Origin of the sequence: Nocardia nepalensis, from assembly GCF_048910785.1 — a bacterium.
In the GTDB taxonomy this organism is placed as follows: Bacteria; Actinomycetota; Actinomycetes; order Mycobacteriales; family Mycobacteriaceae; genus Nocardia; species Nocardia nepalensis.
Genome location: NZ_JBKBET010000005.1, coordinates 30,674 through 50,194 on the forward strand (window position 1 = coordinate 30,674; position 19,521 = coordinate 50,194).

At 68.0% G+C, this 19,521-nt stretch carries 17 protein-coding genes and 1 pseudogene; 9 read left to right on the forward strand and 9 right to left on the reverse strand.

The genetic code is table 11. The features are described 5' to 3' along the window. Positions 1-393: 393 nt before the first annotated feature. The 5 genes from ACHQ4I_RS04460 to ACHQ4I_RS04480 all read right to left on the reverse strand — a co-directional run bounded on the left by ACHQ4I_RS04460 (position 394) and on the right by ACHQ4I_RS04480 (position 5,435). Positions 394-615: a DUF3263 domain-containing protein gene (locus ACHQ4I_RS04460; protein ID WP_420770382.1), complete on the reverse strand. Its 222-nt coding sequence runs from the start codon at positions 613-615 to the stop codon at positions 394-396. Between the two features lie 15 nt (positions 616-630). Continuing rightward, entirely contained in the window at positions 631-1,662 is a 1,032-nt protein-coding gene (locus ACHQ4I_RS04465; protein ID WP_420770383.1) for a phosphotransferase family protein, read from the reverse strand. Continuing rightward, a complete protein-coding gene (locus ACHQ4I_RS04470; protein ID WP_420770384.1) occupies positions 1,655-2,437 on the reverse strand; it encodes an SDR family oxidoreductase in 783 nt (260 codons plus the stop codon). The genes ACHQ4I_RS04465 and ACHQ4I_RS04470 overlap by 8 nt, the downstream gene beginning before the upstream one ends. Further along, the gene (locus ACHQ4I_RS04475; RefSeq protein ID WP_420770385.1) at positions 2,434-3,960 is read right to left on the reverse strand and encodes a class I adenylate-forming enzyme family protein; all 1,527 of its coding nucleotides are present in this window, start codon (positions 3,958-3,960) and stop codon (positions 2,434-2,436) included. The genes ACHQ4I_RS04470 and ACHQ4I_RS04475 overlap by 4 nt, the downstream gene beginning before the upstream one ends. A gap of 218 nt (positions 3,961-4,178) precedes the next feature. Continuing rightward, complete coding sequence (locus ACHQ4I_RS04480) at positions 4,179-5,435, reverse strand: PucR family transcriptional regulator (protein WP_420770386.1); 1,257 nt, start codon at positions 5,433-5,435, stop codon at positions 4,179-4,181. Positions 5,436-5,560: 125 nt separating this feature from the next. Between ACHQ4I_RS04480 and ACHQ4I_RS04485 the strand changes: the two genes are divergently transcribed. Then, positions 5,561-7,078 (forward strand): flavin-containing monooxygenase, encoded by a 1,518-nt coding sequence (locus ACHQ4I_RS04485; RefSeq protein ID WP_420770387.1) that lies wholly within the window; start codon positions 5,561-5,563, stop codon positions 7,076-7,078. Next, the gene (locus ACHQ4I_RS04490; RefSeq protein WP_420770388.1) at positions 7,075-7,983 is read left to right on the forward strand and encodes an alpha/beta hydrolase; all 909 of its coding nucleotides are present in this window, start codon (positions 7,075-7,077) and stop codon (positions 7,981-7,983) included. Before ACHQ4I_RS04485 ends, ACHQ4I_RS04490 begins: the two co-directional genes overlap by 4 nt. A 24-nt stretch (positions 7,984-8,007) precedes the next feature. Here ACHQ4I_RS04490 and ACHQ4I_RS04495 read toward each other — a convergent pair. The 3 genes and pseudogenes from ACHQ4I_RS04495 to ACHQ4I_RS04505 form a co-directional block, all read right to left on the reverse strand. Then, positions 8,008-8,270: pseudogene (locus tag ACHQ4I_RS04495) on the reverse strand (aldehyde dehydrogenase family protein); the annotation flags it as partial. Between the two features lie 132 nt (positions 8,271-8,402). Continuing rightward, a complete protein-coding gene (locus ACHQ4I_RS04500) occupies positions 8,403-8,873 on the reverse strand; it encodes a GMC oxidoreductase (RefSeq protein WP_420770389.1) in 471 nt (156 codons plus the stop codon). Between the two features lie 137 nt (positions 8,874-9,010). Continuing rightward, the gene (locus tag ACHQ4I_RS04505; RefSeq protein ID WP_420770390.1) at positions 9,011-9,658 is read right to left on the reverse strand and encodes a TetR/AcrR family transcriptional regulator; all 648 of its coding nucleotides are present in this window, start codon (positions 9,656-9,658) and stop codon (positions 9,011-9,013) included. Between the two features lie 127 nt (positions 9,659-9,785). On the opposite strand from ACHQ4I_RS04505, the gene ACHQ4I_RS04510 reads away from it, so the two are divergent. The 5 genes from ACHQ4I_RS04510 (at position 9,786) to ACHQ4I_RS04530 (ending at position 16,186) form a co-directional block, all read left to right on the forward strand. After that, positions 9,786-10,358 carry a dihydrofolate reductase family protein gene (locus ACHQ4I_RS04510; protein WP_420770391.1) on the forward strand — a complete coding sequence of 191 codons (573 nt, stop codon included), beginning with the start codon at positions 9,786-9,788 and terminating at the stop codon, positions 10,356-10,358. Between the two features lie 133 nt (positions 10,359-10,491). Beyond that, entirely contained in the window at positions 10,492-13,755 is a 3,264-nt protein-coding gene (locus ACHQ4I_RS04515) for an AfsR/SARP family transcriptional regulator (protein WP_420770392.1), read from the forward strand. A 73-nt stretch (positions 13,756-13,828) separates the two neighbouring features. Beyond that, complete coding sequence (locus tag ACHQ4I_RS04520; RefSeq protein WP_420770393.1) at positions 13,829-14,266, forward strand: DUF4267 domain-containing protein; 438 nt, start codon at positions 13,829-13,831, stop codon at positions 14,264-14,266. A 7-nt stretch (positions 14,267-14,273) separates the two neighbouring features. Next, positions 14,274-14,726, forward strand: coding sequence for a DUF2871 domain-containing protein (locus tag ACHQ4I_RS04525; RefSeq protein ID WP_420770394.1), 453 nt, complete (start codon positions 14,274-14,276; stop codon positions 14,724-14,726). Beyond that, the gene (locus ACHQ4I_RS04530; protein ID WP_420770395.1) at positions 14,723-16,186 is read left to right on the forward strand and encodes an amidase family protein; all 1,464 of its coding nucleotides are present in this window, start codon (positions 14,723-14,725) and stop codon (positions 16,184-16,186) included. The genes ACHQ4I_RS04525 and ACHQ4I_RS04530 overlap by 4 nt, the downstream gene beginning before the upstream one ends. Positions 16,187-16,503: 317 nt before the next feature. Here the strand turns inward: ACHQ4I_RS04530 and ACHQ4I_RS04535 are convergent, their stop codons facing one another. Then, positions 16,504-17,004 carry an IPT/TIG domain-containing protein gene (locus ACHQ4I_RS04535; protein ID WP_420770396.1) on the reverse strand — a complete coding sequence of 167 codons (501 nt, stop codon included), beginning with the start codon at positions 17,002-17,004 and terminating at the stop codon, positions 16,504-16,506. Positions 17,005-17,500: 496 nt separating this feature from the next. On the opposite strand from ACHQ4I_RS04535, the gene ACHQ4I_RS04540 reads away from it, so the two are divergent. Together ACHQ4I_RS04540 and ACHQ4I_RS04545 are read left to right on the forward strand one after the other, a co-directional pair. Beyond that, positions 17,501-18,328, forward strand: a complete 828-nt coding sequence (locus tag ACHQ4I_RS04540) for an SDR family NAD(P)-dependent oxidoreductase (RefSeq protein ID WP_420770397.1) — start codon at positions 17,501-17,503, stop codon at positions 18,326-18,328. A 206-nt stretch (positions 18,329-18,534) separates the two neighbouring features. Next, complete coding sequence (locus tag ACHQ4I_RS04545) at positions 18,535-19,485, forward strand: alpha/beta fold hydrolase (RefSeq protein WP_420770398.1); 951 nt, start codon at positions 18,535-18,537, stop codon at positions 19,483-19,485. Positions 19,486-19,521 lie beyond the last annotated feature (36 nt).

Genomic DNA, 19,521 nt, shown 5'->3' on the forward strand with positions numbered 1-19,521 from the left:
TTCTGGGCCGGCATTTCGGTCGGCTGATCACCCCAGCGTAGCCAGGTTCGCCCTCGTTGAACCTTTTCGGCCTCTGACGACGTGGATACGGCAGGCAGGAATGAGCACCCGATGCCGGCTTTCGTGCGTGCCCATCTGAGAGACCAATCCGCTATCAATGACATCCCAGCTCGAGGCAAACAGCTATCCAGCACCCTCTGGCGGGCTCGAGTGCGCGCTGTTGCCAATGCCGCGCTGTTCAGGGGTGATTTTGCTGTCCTAGGGCGGTTTGGATTCGGGTGGTGGTGAGAACCATGGCAATGAGGAAGTCGGTGAAATGTTCTCGGGTGGTGCCAGCTTCCGAGATGGCTGTGCTGAACGGGCTGCGGCCCGTTCAGCACGGGTCACAACAATTCAGGAGCGAGAGCCGATGATGCGTTCTCTGCACTGGTCGCGCAGCCGCGCGACGGTCGCATGACCGAGTGCTCGGGCAGCGGGGGACCCCAACAGACGCAGCAGTCTCATGTGGAATTCCTTCGGGGGCAACCCGAATCGCACGAACGCCTCCGCGTCATTGCCACCGTAGGGCGCCCACTCGGTGGCGAATTCCAAGACTTCGATCTCGTGTCTGTTCATGCACCGAAGGCCCGTCTAGATTCCGGCCGAGTTCGCGATGTCCAGCGCCTTGTCCACCACCGCGTCGATGCGGGCCGCGGTGGGGATGCCCGCGGCGCCTTCGTTGTGCGGTTCGTCGAGTGCCCTGCGCCGCACGCCTTCACCGATGATGGCGAGTTTCCACAGTCCGAGAACGTGCCAGTAGGCGAGCGCGGAGGGGTCGCGGCCGGTCGTGGATAGGAACAGCTCGGCCATCTCCGCCCGGGAGGGGAAACCTTCCAAGGTCGACGGCGCGAAGTCGCCGCCCGTTGTTTCGCCGGGCTCCGGCCAGTAGGTGAGCAAGGTACCCATGTCGGCGAGTGGATCGCCCAGAGTGGCCAGTTCCCAGTCGAGCGTGGCGACGACCTCGTTCGCGCGCCGGGAGAAGATCAGGTTTCGCAGATGGAAGTCACCGTGCACCAGGGTCAGTTCCCGCTGCTCGGGCATCGCGGCGGACAGGCGGCCGGTGAGGTGGTCCAGTTCGGGTAGTTCGCGGGTCCTGGACTGTTCCAGTTGCCGTGCCCAGCGGCTGAGTTGGCGTGGCGCATACGGCTTGTGGCTGGCGAGGTCGCGAAGTCCGGTCGTCTCCAGATCGACCGCGTGCACGGCGGCGAGGGTGCCCGGCAGCGTCGAGGCGATGGCGTGGCGTTGCAGTGGTGTCAGTGCGTGCGCGCGGTCCATCGTGTCGATGGTGATGCCGTCGACGAATTCCATGAGGACCAACGGCACCTGCAAGGAATCGGATCGGACACCGAAGATGCGGGGAACGCGAACCTCGGTGTCCGCCAAGGCTTCCATGATCCGTGCCTCGCGGGCCACATCGTGTGCCGAGGCCAGAATGCGGCCGAGCGGAGGCCTGCGCAATACCCATGCGGCGCCGGTGGCGTCGGTGACCAGGTAGGTGAGGTTGGATTGGCCCAGGCCGATCCGCTGGAATCGCAGCGGTGCCGTGGCCGGGATTCCCAGGTCGGCCAGCCACCGCTGCACCTCGACCGGGTCGACACCGACGGGATTGCTGTGCTCAGTCATCGCCGATTCCCTTGCCTCGGAACAGGTTCGCGTCGCCGAGACGCTGCCCGCCGTCGATGACGAGGGTTTCCCCGGTGACCCAGCTCGCCGCGTCCGAGGCGAGAAAGGCGACCGCGGCGCCCACATCGGCGGGCTCGCCGATCCGGGCCAGGGCCGTGGCGGAGTTCAGCTCGGTCTCATGGGCTTTCCACAGTGCCTCGGCCAGTCGTGTCCGCACGACGCCCGGTGCCACCGCATTGACCCGCACCACCGGTGAAAGTTCCAGTGCCAGTTGCTTGGTGAGGTGGATCAGGGCGGCCTTCGAGGCGTTGTAGAGCCCGAGATCGGGCTCGAATCCGAGACCTCCAATGGAGGCGATGTTGATCACCGAGCCGCCGTGTTCGCCCATCCACGCGCGGGTGGCGAGGGAAGTCCACAGGATCGGGGCCCAGAGATTCACGCCGAAGGTCTTGGTGAACCGGGCGTAGTCCTGGGTGGTGACCGGCCCGAAGGCAGGATTGGTTCCGGCGTTGTTGACGAGGATGTCGATGCCGCCGAATCTTTCGAGCGCGGTATCGATGCACCGTCGGGCCGCGTCCTCGTCGATGGCGTGTGCGGCGACGCCGATCACGCTGCCGGGCACCTCGGCGGCGGCCGCATCCGCGGATTCCTGTGCGCGCGAGGTGATCACGACATTGCCACCCGCCGCGGCGATCGCCTGCGCGATCGCCAGTCCGATGCCGCGGGACGCGCCGGTGACGATGGCGGTGCGGCCGGTGAGATCGAATCCGGTCATTTGCCCCACCGCACCTGTCGGCGCAGCTCGCCCTTGAGGAGCTTGCCTCCGGCGTTGCGCGGCAACGGCTCGGCGCGGACCGTGACGTACTGGGGAACCTCGAAGTCGGCGAGCCGCTCGCGGCAGTGCGCGATGACGCCGGCGATGTCCAGGTCGGGTCGCTCGCTGTAGAGCACAGCGCCGACCTTCTCCCCCATCACCTCGTCGGGGACGGCCAGCACGGCGGCATCGTTCACACCGGGAGCGGCGAGCAGCACCGTCTCGACGGCGACACTCGAAATGTTCTCGCCACCACGGTTGATGATGTCCTTGATCCGATCCACGAGGTGGACGCGACCGGCCTCGTCTACCCGGACCACATCGCCGGTGCGCAGCCAACCGTCGAGGATGGTGTCGGCGGTGGCGTCGGCGCGGCGCCAGTATCCGGCGGTCACATTCGCGCCGCGGACCACCAGCTCTCCCACATCGGGATCGCCGTCGAAGGAGAGAATGCCCAAATCGACCGAGGGCACGGCATAGCCGACGGAATCGGCGTGCTCGACCGCGTCCTGATCGGGCAGCACGGTGATCAACGATGCGGTTTCGGTCATGCCGTAGCCGTTGAACACGGTGGCGTGCGGGAACGCGGCCTTCAGCGCGCGCACCAGCTCGGGGGTGATGGGGGCGCCGCCGTAGCCGAGCCTGCGGACCGCGGTCACGTCGGCGTCGGCGAAGCCGGGGTGTCGCAGCAGCAGCGCGTAGACCGCGGGAACACTCACCAGGAACGAAATCCGTTCCGCGACCAGCGCCTCGATCAGCACGGGCAGGTTCAGACTCGGCTGGATCACCGCGGTGCCACCGATGTAGGCGGCCACCATTAGCTGCGAGTTGCAGGCGGTGACGTGGAACAGCGGGACGCAGATCAGCGTCCGCAGGTCCGGCCCCTGCTCGCGGGACAGGCCCAGGCATCGGGTCATGTTCTCGGCATTGGTGAGCAAAGCTTCGTGGGTTGTCGGGACGCCTTTGGGCCTGCCCGTGGTCCCGGAGGTGTAGAACAGCACCGCGACATCGTCGGCGCGCGAATCCTCGATGACGTAGGGTTCGCCGTCGGGCAACGGATTCTCCACTGCCAGAGCGACTTTCACGTCGGCGTCACCGAGCACGAAGGCCACCTCCGGTGGCGCCGAGCGGGTGTTCACCGCCACCGCGATACCGCCCGCGAACACGGTGCCCCAGAAGGCGAGCACCCAGTCCACACCGGCGGGATACCGGATGGCCACCCGATCTCCCCGACCCACCCCCAGCGAGCGCAGACCGCCCGCGACCCGCGCCGCGCGATCCCACAACTGGGCGTAAGTCATTCGCGCACCGCCGATCTCGGCCACGGCCTCGGCGTCGCCTCGGCGGTGCACCTGATGCGTGAGCATCTCCACCAACGTGGCGGGCAGGTTCGTGTAGCGCGGTATACCCTGCGCGTCCCGTGCGATTTCCTTGCGCGGGAACGGATTGGCCGATCGCGCGAGCTGCCGGACCGCACAGGCCATGGGCGCGCTTCCAGGCTCCGTGCGAGGCGGATTCGTGTCCATGCTGATTCTCTTTCGGGGCACTTCCGACCGTCAGCGCGTGTTCCGCTGACCGCCATCGCTGATGATGCGATTCACGATAGGAACCGGCTAATCCCCCGCATATGTGGATTCGCCTAGATATCAGTGCCGATTACGTGCGACGGCACATAATCGCGGCCGCAGCGAATGCGAACCGGTCAGCCGTGACGCCCGTTGGCCGAGAGCACCCGCTGGCCGAGTTGGTGTGCGAGCTCGAGGGCGAGCTCGACCGCCAGCCGATGGTCACCGGGAGGATGACCGAGCAGCGTCGCGGCCCGGGCGACCCGCTGTAGCACGGTGTTTCGATGGGTGTGCAGCCGCGCGGCGGCACGTGGCGCGTTCTCGGCCTCATCGAGATAGACCCGCAGCGTCTCGCGCAGGCGTGCCGCGGCGGCGGTGTCCACGGCGAGCGGACCCAATGTCGCGGCGACGAATTCGACCGCCCGGCTGTGGTCCTGCGCGGCCAGCACGGTGACCTCGAGGTCGCGATGCAGGGCCAGCCGCGCGCCGCCGGGATGTCCGGCGAGCAGCCCGTGCAAGTCCACTGCAGCGGCGTGCGAACGCCGGAAACCGGCGATTCCCGGGCTGGTCGGGCCGACCGCCACCCGGACCTCGGGCGGCGCGGCGTCGACCGCGGCACGGAACGCGGCGGTGTCCAGGTCGGAATCGGTGCCCAGCCAAGCCCACAGTGTCGAAGCACCGGCGGTCAGGGTCAGCGGCGGTCGCGCCCCGACGGACCGCGCCAGCAGTGCGGCGGCGGATTCCAGCACGCCCTGCGCGGCGGCCGATCCCTGCGTCCACACCACCAGCGCGGTATGACGGCGCGAGAGTTCGTAACCGAGCCGCTCGCTGGCTCGGCGGCTGTCGATCGGCGCCCCGTCGAGAATTAGGCGTACCGTCTCGGCCCGCCGCGCGAGCACACCACCGAGCAGTTCCTCACGCTCACGCTGAGCGGTCGCGATGACCTGGCCGATCACGTGATCGACGTACTCGAACATGCGCTCCGACGCCACCTCGAGCAGCTGTCCGAGCACCGGGCCCGAGGGAGCGAGACGGATGGCGTGCAGCATGTAGCGCCGCCACGCGATGTTCTGGCCCCGGCGGTAGGACTGGAAGATCACCTCGAGGTCGATCCCGCGGCGAGCGACCGTGCGCGCCACGTCCAGCGCCTCGGGGGGAATATCCAACGCGCTCAGCGCTTCCCGGCGGGCGAAGGTGGTCAGTATCCGCGCGGCATTGGCGCGATTGCTCGCCGACATGTCGGCCACGAGTGCCGCGTCGGCGCCGACCGCGGGAGTCAGGGCGAGCTCGGCGGCGTCCATCTCCGCCACGAGCTCGTCCAGTTCGGCGAGCATCGCCTCGGCGACGACACCCATCAACTCCACCACCTCGGGCGTATCCGCTGCGCTGCGCATACGAGGCAGTGTGCCCGCGCACGCAATCGAGAGCAATACCTGGGCGGCACCACATATACCAGAGGCCGTCGGCTTCCTATCGTGAACTGCATCACCACCAGCGACGGCGGTCAGGAGAACACTCGATGACGATCACCATCGATCGGACACAAACAACGGACTTCGACGTATTGATCGTCGGCGCCGGCATATCCGGGATCGGCGCGGCCGCCCAGCTGGCCGCTCGCCGACCCGGCACCTCGTTCGCGGTGCTCGAGGCCCGCGAGGCGGTCGGCGGCACCTGGGATCTGTTCCGATACCCCGGAATCCGGTCGGATTCGGATATGCACACCTTCGGATACGGCTTCCATCCCTGGACCCGCGCCGAGGCCATCGTCAGCGGCGGTGACATCCTGGCCTACCTGCGCGACACCGTCACCGAATACGGGCTGCAGGACCGGATCCGCCTCGGCCAGCGTGTCACCGCCGCCGAGTTCTCCTGCGCGGAGCAGCGCTGGACGGTCACCACCGAGAGTGTGGCAACCGGTGAGACCACGCGGTTGACCGCACGATTCCTGTTCCTGGGCACCGGTTTCTACGACTACGAGAACGGTTTCACCCCGGAGTTCGCGGGCGTCGACGACTTCGTGGGCCGGATCGTCCACCCCCAGCAGTGGCCGGAAGACCTGGACTACACCGGCCAGCGCGTGGTCGTAATCGGAAGTGGCGCAACCGCTGTCACGCTCATTCCGGCGATGGCCGGGCGGGCCGCCCACGTCACCATGCTGCAGCGCTCACCGAGCTACGTGTTCTCCCTGCCCGCCACGGACCCGATCGCGAGCCTGCTCGAGCGGGTACTCGGCCCGAGTCGCGCCTATGCGATCGTGCGGCGTAAGAACATCATGGTCACACGGGCGATGTTCAAGGCCTGCCGACGCGCCCCGAAACTGATGCGTGCCCTCCTGATCGCCGGTGTACGCAGGCGGCTGCCTCGCCATTTCGACGTCGACACCCACTTCTCGCCCCGCTACAACCCGTGGGAGCAGCGGCTGTGCATGGTGCCCGACGGCGATCTGTTCCAGGCGATCTCGAGCGGGCGGGCGTCGGTGGTGACCGACCGCATCACTCGGTTCACCGAGACCGGTCTTCTGCTCGAATCCCACCGCCACCTCGACGCCGATATCGTGGTGACGGCGACCGGGCTGCGGATGACGCCCTTCGGCAAGATCGCGCTGACGGTCGACGGACGAGTCGTGGACCCTTCGGCCACAACGGTTTTCAAATCAATGATGCTCTCCGGCGTACCGAACCTGGCCTTCTCGCTCGGCTACACCAATATCTCCTGGACGCTCAAGGTGGATCTGGTGTGCGAGCACTTCTGTCGCCTCCTCGACTATATGGACGCCCACGGTTACGCCACCATCGAAGCGGTGCAGGCCGATCCGCACCTGCCCCGGGTTCCGTTGATGGACCTGAGCTCCGGCTATGTGCAGCGCGGCATTTCGGCGTTCCCGCACGCGGGAACGCGCGGCCCGTGGACCGCGGAGATGGCCTACGAGCAGGACGTGACACGGCTGCGTGACGGCGCGGTCGAGGACCCCGCCCTGCGATTCACCCCGGCCCGGTCGGGTCGTCCGGTCTCTCGATCGGAGCGTCGACGGTGACCCACGATCTGTCCTTCCCCAGCCACGGCGTCCGCTGCGCGGCCTGGCACCTGCCCGCCCGCTCCGACGCCATGACCGGTCCGGGCGGGCGGCCGTGCCTGGTCATGGCCCACGGCTTCGGCGGCACCCGCGACACCGGCCTGCTGGGATACGCCGAAGGATTCGCCGACGCGGGCATCGACACCATCGTCTTCGACTTTCGGGGCTATGGCGACTCGGATGGTGTTCCGCGCCAGTATGTTTCCTACCGCCGACAGCGCCAGGACTACCATGCCGCAGTGGATCTGGCCCGGCATCTGCCGGGCGTGGACCCCGAGCGGATCGCCGTCTGGGGCACCTCGTACTCGGCGGGGCACGTGCTCGCCGTGGCCGCCCAGGACCGGCGAATCGCCGCCGCCGTATCGCTGACGCCCGCCACCGATGGCCTCGCGACTCTGCTGCACCTGGTCCGCCACGCCGGAATCGGCAAGCTCGCACGAACGGCCGGTCACGGCCTGCGCGACCTCGTGCACGCCGTCAGCGGCCGGGCACCGCACCTCGTGCCGGTAGTCGGCCTGCCGGGGTCCCCCGCGATGATGACGACACCCGGAGCCCTGGAGTCCTACACCGCGGCAGCCGGACCGACGTGGCGCAACGAGGTGTGTGCGCGGACCGCGCTGGAGGTCGGGCTCAACCGCCCGGTCACCTTCGCCGGGCGATCGGCGTGCCCGATCCTGGTACAGATCGGCAGCAACGACAGCGTCGCCCCGCCTGCCGCGGCTCGCCGGGCCGCGGACCGCATCGGAGCCCGCGCCCGGTTGCGGGAGTACCCCGTCGATCACTTCGACGTCTACGACGGCCCCTGGCAGCAGCGGATACTCGCCGACCAGATCCGGTTTCTGACCGAGGTGCTCGCTATTCTGTAGCAATCGAAACTCTCGGGAGCGGCGGTAGGTCGCGCGCGCCGCGGCGACTCGATCCCCGAAACCCGGGTAGTAGTCCGGCCGCGCCGGTGCCCGGTCCATCGCCGCGCGCAGCTCGGCGAGGAACCGCTGCTTCTGCGGCCAGTCCGCGGGCACGACCGCGACCTGCGCGGCGACGCAGTTGTATCCGTTGTTGTGCAATCGCTGTGTGACTGGGTGTTCGGCCTGGTAGCGCAGGTCTGCCGCGACCAGCGGCCCGGCACCACGACGGTGGGCGAAACCCCGCCCAGCAGCAGCCAGTGCGGTTCTCGCCCATCGGATCTCACCGCCGCGCAGGGCCGCGACGGCATTGTCGGTGGCCGCGGGCGATCCCGCCTTCACGCGGCACCTGCGTCGGCGTCTTCGGCGATCATAGCCGCGGCCTACTCACCGATCATGATCGTGGGCGCGTTGGTATTGCCTCGAACCACGATCGGCATAACCGACGCGTCGGCCACCCGCCCAGGCACACCTAGCACGCGCAGCCTCGAGTCGACGGCGCTGCCGATGGCGCAGGTCAAGGTTGGGTGGTAGAGAGTCTGCGCGGTTCGTGCCGCGAAGTCGAGCAGTTCGGCGTCAGAATCTCCTGTCGGAGTGAGGAACTCGCCGGTGGTCACGTCTCGTAACGCGGGCTGGGCCGCGATTTCGAGCGCGCTGCGCAGACCCGCGATCAGCGCCGCACGGTCCTGCTCGGTGGCGAGATAGTTGTGATGGATCCGCGGCGCGAAACCCGGAGCCGCCGAACGCAGGGTGAGCGAGCCCCGGCTCTTCGGCGCGACCAGACACGGGCCGAACGCGTAGCCGTGTTCGGTCGCCACCCCCATCCCCTCACCGTGGAAAAGCACCGGAGCCATGTGGAATTGGATATCGGGCCCAGCCAATCCGCCTCGGGTTCGGAAGTACCGTGGGGCTGCACACGGAGCACCCACGGTACTGAACACCGGACTCGACTCTATGGCATTTTCGCGGGCTGCGGATCGGGCCGGATGGTTCAGATTCCTCGGTCGATCATGTCGAGCAGTTGGGTTGTGAGCTCGTCGAGTTGGTCGGGTTCGAGGAAGCGAAGGGGTCCGTCGATGGCCAGGTAGGCCAGCCCGTGCACGGTCGGCCAGGCGAGAAACTCTGCGCCGGGCCGCCTTTCGGGCTGGAGCAGACCGGCTTCGACCAAATCGTCGAGCGCCGCGGCGAGCAGTTCGATCGCTGAGCGTCCGGTGGGCCCGGCGGATGCGGGTTCGGAGACCGCGGACACGTCGGTCTGTGTCGCGAAGGCGGTGCGGAACAGCCCCGGTTCCGCGCGGGCGAACCGCAGGTATCCCGCGCCGACGGCGCGGAAACGTGCCCGCGCACGGGAGGCGGATTCCTCGGACTGCGGTAGTGCGTCTTGTTCGGCGGTCATGGTCGCGGCCAGGCGTGCCAGCGCGACGCGGGCGACAGCCTGCACCAAGGCTTCTCGGTCCTTGAAGTGCGTGTAGGCCGCGTTCGGCGCGACGCCGGCGCGGCGGGCGGCCTCGCGCAGGACGATCGCCTGGGGTCCGCCGCCCTCGCGCGCCATCGCCACGCCCGCGTCGAGCAGGGCTTCTCGTAATGCGCCGTGCCGGTAGGTGGTTCGCTGCGCCGGTTGCGCCGCGCTGTCGCTCATGCCGCTCCTGATGGACGAATGTTCTGGACGTCGTTCAGATTCTATCTGGACATCGTCCAGAAGTCGTGTATCTTCTCTTCTGGACAGCGTCCAGATTTGAGGACGGAAGCCCGCACAAGGAGACCCAATGCGCACCCTGATCAGCACCGCGTTCATTTCCCTCGACGGCGTCGTGGAGGCCCCGGGCGGCGAACCCGGCTACCGCAACACCGGATGGACCTTCAAACACCTCGATTTCCTGCCCGAGGCATTCGAGATCAAGGAGCAGGAGCAGCAGGAATCCACCGCGATCCTGTTGGGCCGCAACAGCTATGAGGCATTCAGTCCGGTGTGGCCGGACATGGCGGAGTTCGCCGGCTACAAGGCGATGCCGAAATACGTCGTTTCCACCACCCTGACCGACGGCGACCTGGTCTCCAACTGGGGTGAGACGACCATCCTGCGCTCGATCGACCAGGTCGCGGCCTTGAAGCAAACCGAGGGTGGCCCGATCATCGTCCACGGCAGCGCCTCCCTGAACCGGAGCCTGTCGGACGCGGGCCTGATCGACCGCTACCACCTGCTCGTCTTCCCGCTGCTGCTCGGCGCCGGCAAGCGTCTTTTCTCCAGCACGGACAAGGACACCCAGAAGCTGAAGCTCGTCGAATCGCAGGCCTACGCCAACGGCCTGCAGAAGAACGTCTTCGACGTCGTCCACTGATCATCCAACGGGAGCCTGAACCCCAGACCTATCGGCTTCCGCCTGAGGCGGTTCTATAGCCGCAATGCCGCGAGGTCCCAGGTTGACGAGAGGGTCGGGTGCCACGCAGGATCGACCGTGAGATGGGCGATTCATGCTGGTAGGGCTATTGGGTCCGGTGATGGTGGAGGCCGCGGACGGGACGAGGGCGTCGGTCGGGGGGCCGCGGGTGCGGGCATTGCTGGGGTTGCTGGCGCTCGAAGCCGGGCGAGTGGTGCCGGTCGCGCGACTGGTGGACGGGGTGTGGGGGGAGAACCCGCCGGCGGGGACCGGGAATGCGTTGCAGACCTTGGCGAGTCGGTTGCGCGCGGCGGTGCCGGGGGCGGTGCGCAATGACGGGGGCGGGTATGTGCTCGAACTCGCGCGCGAGGACGTCGATGTGCATCGGTTCACGCGTGAGGTCGAGGCGGGGCGGGCATTGCTGGCGGCCGGTGCGGCCGAACGAGCCATCGCTTGCTTCGATGCCGCGCTCGCGTTGTGGCGCGGGGAGCCGTTGATCGATGCGGGGGAATCGGAGGTATTGCGCGCCGCGGCACTGCGATTGACCGAACAGCGGCTCGAAGCAATCGAACTGCGAGCGGACGCCTTTCGAGCCCTGGGCCGAGGCGGCGAGGTATTGCGCGAGCTCCACGCGGAAGCAGCGGCACATCCGTTCCGGGAGACGCTGGCCGCACGACTGGTGCGGGCGCTGGCGGCAGCGGGACGAACTTCCGAGGCGATACAACAGTTTCAACGAACCGAGACCCTGTTACTGGACGAGCTCGGCACGACACCCGCCGAGGTGCTGCGCTCGGCCCTGGCCGAAATTCACACGAACGCACCCCGTAATCCCGCAGTCGACGAACCTGCCATCGAGACGACGCCCGGATCGGGTCGAACGGGAGTTACCGCAGCATCCCGGACCAGCGGGACATCCAAGGTGTCCGCGCCGCTGCTGCCCAGGCGGTTCACCAGCTTCGTCGGACGCGGACGCGACGTGGAAGGAGTGCGACGGGCGCTGCGCGAGGCCCGACTGGTGACACTGTCGGGTACCGGGGGCGTGGGGAAGACCCGGCTGGCCGCCGAGACGGTCGGGGCGCACGCCGAGGACTGGGCGGACGGTTTCGCTTTCGTCGAACTCGCCGCACTCGAGCGGGAACGGGCCGACCGGCCGGCTGTGAACGCGGTCGGAGTGGCGATAGCGAATGCGCTCGCTCAGTTCGAGCGACCCGACGAACTGTCCTTGGAGTGGGCCGAAGTACTGGAGCGGGCGCTGTCCGGCCGCCGAATGCTGTTGGTACTCGACAACTGCGAGCATGTCGTGGAGGCGACCGCGCGCCTGATCGACGATCTGTTGCAGCGGCTGCCCCTGCTGCGGGTGCTCACCACCAGCCGGGAGCCGATCGGCGTGGACGGCGAGCGAATGTATCCGGTCCGGACCTTGAACCTGCCCGAAGCCGACGCGGGTATCGCCGCGGTCACCGCATCCCCCGCCGTCCGGCTGTTCATCGACCGCGCCACCGCGGCACTCCCGGATTTCGCGCTGTCCGAGAGTAATTCCGCGGATATCCGCGCCATCGTGCGCAGCCTGGACGGCATGCCGCTGGCTATCGAACTTGCCGCCGCTCGCCTGCGGAGTCTGCCGCTGCCGGACCTCAGCGCGCGGCTCACCGATCGCTTCCGGCTGCTCACCAACAGCACTCGCCACGCGGTCCCGCGCCATCGCACCTTGCACGCGGCCGTCGCCTGGAGCTGGGGACTGCTCACCGATGCGGAAGCCGCCGCAGCCCGGCGTTTTTCGATTTTCGCGGGCGGCGCGACCTTGGACGCCATCACCCGGGTGTGCGGTCCGGACGCCATTGACACGGTCACCTCACTGGTGACGAAGTCGTTGGTGGACTTCGATGGACAGCGCTATCGAATGGCCGAGACCATCCGAGCCTATGCGACCGCGGAATTGACCGCCGCCGGCGATGCGGACGAGGTCGCCCGCATCCATGCCGACTGCTTCCTGGAATTCACCGACGCCGCCGCCCCCGGATTGCGCACTGCCGCACAGCCCGATTGGCTCGCGCGCCTGATCGCCGAACACGGCAATTGCGAAACCGCGCTGCGCTGGGCGCTGGACGTCGGCGACGGTGAGCGTGCGGTTCGCCTGTACGCGAATCTCGTCTGGTATTGGCTGCTGCGCGGGTTGCACGGCGACATCTCCGAACGCCGCCGCGAGGTCCTTGCCCGGATCGGCGACACACCGCCGCCGGGGTGTACCGGGGCCTATCTGGCCTGTCGGTACGGCGAGGAGCTGCCCGCGTACTTCACCAACATCTGGTGGGGCCAAATCCGGGAGAACACCGGGCAATTCGAGCGGCTGACCCGCGCGGCCCTCACCGAGGATCGGCCACCGCACCCGATGTTCGTGCTCATACTGGCGCTGCGTGACCTGCTCGGCGACGACGAAAGCCTATTGACCGCGTGCACCACCTCCGACGATCCATGGCTACGCGGAAATGCGCTGATAGCACGAGGTTTCGATGAACTGGGCGGCGACCATCCGGCCCGCGCCCTGCCCACTTTGGAGGCCGCGCTGACCTGCCTGAGCGCGCACGGTGACGCCCGGTCACACAGCCGCGCCCTGATCTCCCTGGCCAGCTACCGGACCCGGATGCTCGGCCTGGACAGCGCCCGCCCGCTGATCGCCAGCGCGCTGGAACTGCTCAGCGCCGACCTGGGCGCCGGTGAACGCATCGGCGTGCTGCTCTTCGCGGCGGAGATGCACCTGGTCGGCGGCGATACCGACAGCGCGGCAACCTATATCGACCGGGCCGAGCCCCTGATCACCCCGCACATCATCCCCGCACCCGGGCGCTTCCTGGCGGCGACGCAGGCGCACCTGGCCCACCTGCGCGGCGACAACGACCGCGCGCTGGAACTCTACCGGCGGATGTCCGAGCAGCCGCTCCCCGCCGGTCCGCCACCCGCCGGACGCCACGATACCGTCCGCTTCGTGAACCTGGCCTTCGTGAGCACCGCGCACGCGGCTGCCCTGGTCGCGGCGGGGCGGCCGGACGACGCACTGCGAGAGCTGGCCATGCCCCGCGATCTGGCCGCCCAGACCTCGGCCGCGCTGCTGGCCGAGGTCGGTATCGGTTACGCCCTGGTCGCTCTGGCGAAGGGTGCCCCGGGGCGCGCGGCCCGCATTCTCGGCGCCACCGACCGGATCAACCGCAGGGCCGGGGTGATCCGCATCGGCCCGCTCCGGCGGCGGGCGCTCGACCAGGCGGAAGCGGCGCTCGGCCCCGTGCGCCTGGGCGCGGAATTCCTTGCGGGCGCCCGGCTTCCGGACGATGCGGTGCTCGAACTGCTGCGTACCGTTCGCTGACAACGACTGTCAGCGAACGGTGCGGGCAGCACTGGATGCTCGGGACGCGTATCCCACCGATCCAGGAGTGCTCATGTCCGTTCCCCCGAACACGGAATCAGTTGTTTCCGTGCGTGGTTCCCGCCGACTCGGCAAACGTCTCGGCATGGCCGGCGCCGTACTGGGAGCCGGGTTCATCATGTCCGTCGGCGGCGGTTATCTGCTCGCCCCGCAGCGAATGGCCTCGGGGTTCGGCTTCGCCGAGTGGCCGCACGTCGAGGCCGACGGCTTCCTGAACGTCAAAGGCGTCCGCGATGTGGTCACCGGCCTGATTCCGCTCGCCTTGCTCGCGGCCGGGCAGCGCCGCGCCGTCGGCGTCACCACCCTCACCCTCGCCCTCATCCCGACCGGCGACATGCTCACCATCCTGGTGCGCCGAGGCTCCACCGCCACCGCCCTGAAGGTGCACGGCTTCACCGCCGCCCTAGTGGCCGCCAGCGGCGCGCTGCTGCTGCGCCGTGAAAACCGGTGAGCGCCCGATGAAGACGCTGGTCAATACCGCTCACATCTACATGATCGTCGGCCTGATCTCCGGGTTCTACTACCGCGAGATCACCAAGATCGAACATTTCACCGGGAAGTCGGAGCTCGCTGTCGTGCACACCCACGTGCTGGCGCTGGGCATGCTGTTCTTCCTCATCGTGCTGGCCTTGGAGAAGCAGTTCACGCTCAGCGCCCGGAAAGGGCTGTACGCCTGGTTCTTCTGGCTGTACAACATCGGCCTGGCCATCACCGTCGCGGTCATGACGCTGCACGGCACCCGCACCGTGCTGGGCAAGAGCAGTGGCGAGGCAATCGCGCTCGGCGCGGGTGTGGGCCACATCCTGCTGACCGTCGGGCTGATCCTCTTCTTCATCACCCTCGGCAAATCCATCGACGACAGCCGAACACCGCACACCGCAGCGGTATTCGCCGAACAGGAGGCATCGTGAACACCGGCGAGGACGGCGCGCTGTGGACGCGGGACGCGGTCTCGCTCGCGGCGCTGATCGCCGCGGGCGTGGTCACCGCGGCCCAGGTCGTCGAGGCGCATCTCGAGCGCATCGAGCAGGTCGATTCCGAAATCGGCGCGCTCACCACGGTATTCGCCGAGGCCGCGCGTGCGGCGGCGGCCGCGGCCGACCGCCGGGTACCGACCGGGCCGCTGCACGGGGTTCCGGTCACCGTCAAGAACAACCTCGATGTCGCGGGCAGCCCGACCACCTGGGGCGTGGCGGGCTTCGGACAGGCCGTCGCGACAGCGGATGCACCCGCGGTGTCCGCACTGCGGCGAGCCGGTGCGATCGTCATCGGGCGAACGAATATGCCGGACTTCGCCACTCGCTGGCACACCGACAATGACGAGGCGGGCCCGACGGTGAATCCGTGGTACCCGACCCGCAGCCCGGGCGGTTCCAGCGGCGGTGACGCCGCCGCGGTAGCGGCGGGCATGACACCCCTCGGCCTGGGCACCGACTTCGGCGGTTCACTGCGGATACCCGCCGCGTTCTGTGGCGTCGCCTCCCTGCGCACCACGCCCGGCCGGGTGGCGGTGGCATCGAGCCTGTCCGGGGCCGCACCCGCACCGACGAACCAATTGTTCGCGGCACCAGGGCCGTTGGCGCGCACCGTGCGCGATCTGACGACCGCCTTCGAGGTCCTCAGCCACAGCGCTGACGTGCGCGATCCCGGATGGATTCCGGTGCGTGACGCGACGGACACCGCCCTGCCCGCGGTCGCCGTCACGCTCGGTGACGATATCGATCCGCAGGTGCGGGCCGCGCTGCTCGGCTGCGCCGACGCCCTCGAACGCGCGGGTTATCCGGTAGCCGAACTGGATCCGCCGCAATTGGACGAGGTGGCGGCGGATTACGGCCGATTGGTCTCCACCGAGGTGGTGGTCCAGCGTCGCGAAGCCATGCGGCGAGTCGGCAGCGCCGGACTGAACACCTTCCTGGACGCCGCGATCGACCTGTTCCCGCCGCTTGATCTGGCGGGCTACATGACCGCGCTGGGTGAGCGCCTCACCCGCCGCGCGGCCTGGTCCCGTTTCCTCGCGGAGCACCCGATCGTGCTCGGCCCGGTCTCGACCGAACTGCCCTGGCCGGTCGGCTACGACCTCGGCGGCACCGCACAGGTCGCGACCATGTACGCGGCGCACCGCCTCACGATCGCCGCCAACTACCTGGCCCTGCCCGCGGTCACGGTCCCCGCGGGCGTCTCGGTCGAGGGCCTTCCCATCGGGGTCCAGTTGATCACCGCCCCATTCGCCGAGGGCCGCGCGCTGACTGCCGCTGCCCATATCGAGGTGGCCTTTCCGATGCCGACACCCATCTCCCCGGCAACCGACCCGACCACCCGGCGCCCTGCCCCGAGCCGGGCTCCGTCCAGTGGCTCGGGCACGACGCGGTGAATGTTTCGTAGCGAAGGGAATCCAGCCCCCGGTGGTGAGCGTTGTCGGCTATACCCTCGGTGGCGGATTGTCGTGGTTCGGCCGCAAATACCGTTGGGCGGCCGACAGCGTCCGGGCCTTCGACATCGTCGATGCCGACGCTCATCAGGCCCGGTCACCGCGGAATCCGACCCGGAGCTGCCGCAGGCTCCGCCGGTAATCGCGATTGCCGCCGCCTATCTGGGCGAACCGGCGCGCGGACGTTGCATCAACCATCCACCTCGGCGTGGTCGAACCCTGATGCATCCGGTTCGACCACGTCGTTTCCGTGGAATGTGTTACGGCGTGTAGGTGTAGGGGAGGCCGTTGCTGAATCCACTGGAGTTGACCACGGTCACCTGCACCTCCCCCGATCCGCCCGGAGCGATTGCGGTGATCTGCGTGGACGAGTCCAGGGTGAACGTCGTCGCGGTGCCACCGAAGTACACCGTGGCGGGACCGGCGAACCCAGTACCGGTGAGCACCACCGAGTTACCGCCCGCGGCCGGGCCCGAACTGGGGACCAGAGAGGTCAACGTCGGCGTCGACGCCGGCGGCCCCCCGTAACTGTAGGAGACGCCATTGCTGACTCCATCGGAATTGACCACGGTCACCTGCACCGTCCCCGACCCAGCCGGAGCGATCGCGGTGATCTGCGTGGACGAGTCCAGGGTGTACGTCGTCGCGGTGGCACCGAAATACACCGTGGCGGGACCGGTGAACCCGGTACCGGTGATCGTGACGCTGTTACCCCCGTTAGCCGGCCCCGACGCCGGAGACACAGAAGTGATTGTCGGCATGATGATGCCTCCTTGCTGATCCGGTGAAACGATTGACAAGGGTTGGAGAGAACTCCTCCGCCCCCGCATGCCGACTCGTTGGTCGGCTACTTTCAGTAAGGCCCCTGTGTCGGTATCCGGGCAATGAGTCCCCCGATCCGTTTTCGATGAACCCCGGATCCGGATCGGTAGACGTCATCGGAATTCGCCTGGTATGCAATCCCGGCGATTCTTTCGCAGGCAAAATGTCAAGGGCGACACCGTTACAAGAGCACCGCGATCGCGCCGCCGCGGGAAAAGCCGACGGACACCGCTCTGGCGGGAAGCGCGAATGTGGCTGGCTGCGTGAGGCTTTGCGATATCGAGTGCGGTGGTGACCGACGTCACGTCGTCGTGGCGTTACGGGGATCGGGTCGTCGGCATCTTGTGTTCGTTCAGTGCGGCAGCACGGAACGTCGGCAGTAGGGACAACCTGCTTTGCCGGCACTCGCCACTGCAGAAAGAACGGAAAGACGTCATGAGCATGGTTTGGTTCGTTACCGGTTCCTCCCGCGGCCTCGGCCGAAACTTCGTCGAGGCCGCATTGTCCCGGGGCGATCGGGTGGCCGCGACCGCCCGGAATACCGAACACCTCGCAGAGTTGGTCACCGCCTATGGCGATGCGGTCCTGCCACTACAGCTGGATGTGACCGACAGGGCTGCGGTATTCGAGACCGTGAAGCGCGCCAGCGAGCACTTCGGCCGTCTCGACGTCATCGTGAACAACGCGGGCTACGGCCTGCTCGGCGCTGTCGAGGAGCTGACCGAGCAGCAACTACGAGATCAGTTGGAGACCAACCTGTTCGGTCCGGTGTGGGTCGTCCAGGCCGCGGTGCCGCAGCTGCGCGAGCAGGGTGGCGGGCATATCATCCAGATCTCCTCGGTCGGCGGCCTCGCCGCATGGCCGCTCGGCGGTGCGTACCACGCCTCCAAGTGGGCCCTCGAAGGCCTGAGCGAATCCCTCGCCCAAGAGGTCACCGGCTTCGGCATCAAAGTGACTCTGGTCGAGCCCGGCTCTTACGCCACCGATGGGGCCGCCGGTGCCGTGCACGCCGAGGCCGACCCCCGCTACGCGGGTCTCCGCGAGGCCTTCGCCGCCTATGCGCAGACGCTCGAGTCCGGCGACCCGGCCGCCGCAGGCCGGGCACTGCTCGACATCGTGGACTCCGCCAACCCACCCCTGCGGGTGTTCTTCGGCGCCCAGGCCAACCAGATTGTGCCGCAGGTCTATGCCGACCGGATCGAGACCTGGGCCGATTGGCGGGAACTCGCGGTCGCGGCTCAAGGCCACACACCCGCGGCCTGACTCAGCGACCGCTCGACGGAACTACAGCGGCCCCACCCGAAACATACGTTTCGGGTGGGGCCGCTTCTTGCCTGGGACGGGCGAACCCGGTGACGCACGCCATATCGACTCCGCGTCACGAAACGGCGCTGTCCCACGTCTGGTGGGTGAAACGGCAGAGGTCCGATCCCGAAGCAGTGGGAGCGCCGATGAGAAGGAGACAGTAAATGTTGGTCGACAGGTTGCCGCGTCGGCGGTTCCGGTGGTGGCAGATGCTCATTACTGTGCCTGCCTTCCTGGTGATGAGTGTGGCGGCACCGGCCGGAGCCGAACCGAGCGGAGACCGAGTGGTCGATTCGACGTTGCCCGGCGACGGGCAGTACATCGAGACCGCGCTGGCGCGTTTCCATTACCGGAAGGCGGGCGAAGGCCCGCCCCTCGTTCTCCTGCCCGGCGGCGCCCTGTGGTCCTATACCTATCGCGACATCATCCCGGCCCTCGCTCGCGACCACACTGTCTACGCAGTCGATCTGCCCGGCGCCGGTTACACCACGCTGCACGAACCCGACTTCGGATACGACGCGGGGGCCATGACGGAAGCCTTGCGCCAGTTCATGTCCGCGGTCGGACTCACGCACGCGGCTGTCCTCGCGCACTCCCTGAACGGTTCTGTCGCAGTGGACTTCGCGGCGCGATACCCGGAGCAGGTCGATCGTCTGGCGCTCATCGCGCCACTCGTCCTGGACACCGACCTCAACCCGAACATGCGACTGATGCGTCAGCCGATCGCGGGCGAACTCGCCACCTCGGTGATGACCGAGGACATCTATGTGGCGGGACTGCGGGGAGCCTACGCGCGTCCCGAGATACTCACCGATGAGCTGGCGCACGCGTATTGGACTCCGCTCAGCCGCACGGAGAACCGGACCGCGATGTGGAAACAGCCGCGCAACCTCGATCTGGCCGCGGTGCAGCGGGAGGCGAGCGCCATCAGGGCGGACACGCTGATCCTGTGGGGCGAGTACGACCATGTCGTCGATCCGTCGCAGGCCCGGCCGCTTGCCCAGCTGATCCCCCACTCGACGCTGCGGATCATCTCCGGCGCCGGACACAATGCCCATGAGGACGATCCCGCCGCGGTCGCGACCGAGCTGACCGGATTCTTCGGTCCACGCTAGCCCGACAGCAGGGGCCGGGGCGGTCACGCGGTCGTC